This window comes from Vibrio sp. Y176, from assembly GCF_033438945.1.
The window spans coordinates 1-1,417 of the sequence record NZ_JAWOQS010000072.1 but is presented as its reverse complement, the minus strand read 5'-3'; the positions used below and the strand labels follow the sequence as shown (position 1 = coordinate 1,417).

The following is a 1,417-nucleotide window of genomic DNA, read 5'->3' as shown; positions in this document are numbered from 1 at the left end:
GACGATGGAACTCGGCGGTAAGTCTCCCCTGATCGTATTCGACGATGCGAAACTGGACGATGCGGTATCAGCAGCGATGGTCGCTAACTTTTACACTCAGGGTGAGGTATGTACCAACGGTACTCGTGTATTTGTCCATGAATCTATCTACGACGACTTTGTTGCGCAGCTTAAAACTCGCACTGAGAAACTGGTTGTCGGCGACCCTCTTGATGAAAATACACAAATCGGTGCCCTAATTTCAAAATCGCATGAAAGCAAAGTGCTGTCAGCGATTGAGAGCGCAAAAGCGAGCGGTGCCACTCTGCTGACCGGCGGTTACAAAGTAGAAGATAATGGTCTGGAAACTGGTAACTTCGTTGCTCCAACCGTATTTATCGATTGTGACGATAGCATGAGCCACGTACAGCAAGAGATCTTTGGTCCTGTCATGTCCGTGCTTAAATTCAGCGACGAAGCTGAAGTTATCGAACGCGCTAATGATACGGATTATGGCCTAGCTGCTGGTGTCTTCACTCAGAATCTCTCTCGCGCTCATCGCGTTATTCACAAAATTCAGGCAGGTATCTGCTGGGTTAATGCTTGGGGTGACTCTCCGGCAGAAATGCCAGTTGGTGGCTACAAGCAATCCGGCATTGGCCGTGAGAACGGTGTCGAAACACTGAAGTATTACACGCAAACTAAGAGCGTGTTAGTCCAGCTTAGCGACTTCGAAAGCCCTTATCTCTAAACCCTCCTAGGAGACACAAAATGAAACAACACTACGATTATATTATCGTCGGTGCGGGTTCGGCCGGCTGTGTGTTAGCGGATCGTTTGAGTGAGAGCGGCCAGCACTCAGTATTATTGTTGGAAGCGGGTGGTACGGATAAGAGTATTTTCATCCAAATGCCAACAGCACTTTCGTACCCGATGAATACTGAAAAATACGCTTGGCAGTTCGAGACCGTACAAGAAGATGGTCTTGATGGACGCCAGTTGCACTGTCCTCGCGGTAAAGTTCTCGGTGGTAGCTCTTCTATCAACGGTATGGTTTACGTACGTGGCCATGCTTGCGACTTCGATCAGTGGGAAGAAGAGGGAGCAAAAGGCTGGAATTACCAAGCGTGCTTACCGTACTTCCGCAAAGCTGAATCTTGGATCGGTGGTGCTGATGAGTACCGCGGTGACAGTGGTCCGCTAGGCACATGTAGCGGCAATGACATGAAGCTGAACCCGTTGTATGAAGCCTTTATTGAGGCTGGTAAAGAGGCGGGCTATCCAGAAACTGACGATTACAACGGTTTCCAGCAAGAAGGCTTTGGACAGATGCACATGACGGTTGATAAAGGCGTACGTGCTTCAACCTCTAACGCATACTTAAGCCGTGCTAAAAAGCGCAAGAACTTCACACTCATGAAGCGAGTGACTGTGCGAC

At 49.0% G+C, this 1,417-nt stretch carries 2 protein-coding genes; both read left to right on the top strand.

Translation table 11 applies throughout. The features are described from left to right. Positions 1-730, top strand: a 730-nt coding sequence (locus R7O13_RS24140) for an aldehyde dehydrogenase family protein (protein WP_318304837.1), incomplete at its 5' end; no start/stop codon positions are given. 20 nt (positions 731-750) lie between these two features. Continuing rightward, the coding region (locus tag R7O13_RS24135; RefSeq protein ID WP_318304836.1) for a GMC family oxidoreductase N-terminal domain-containing protein at positions 751-1,417 on the top strand (667 nt) is incomplete at its 3' end.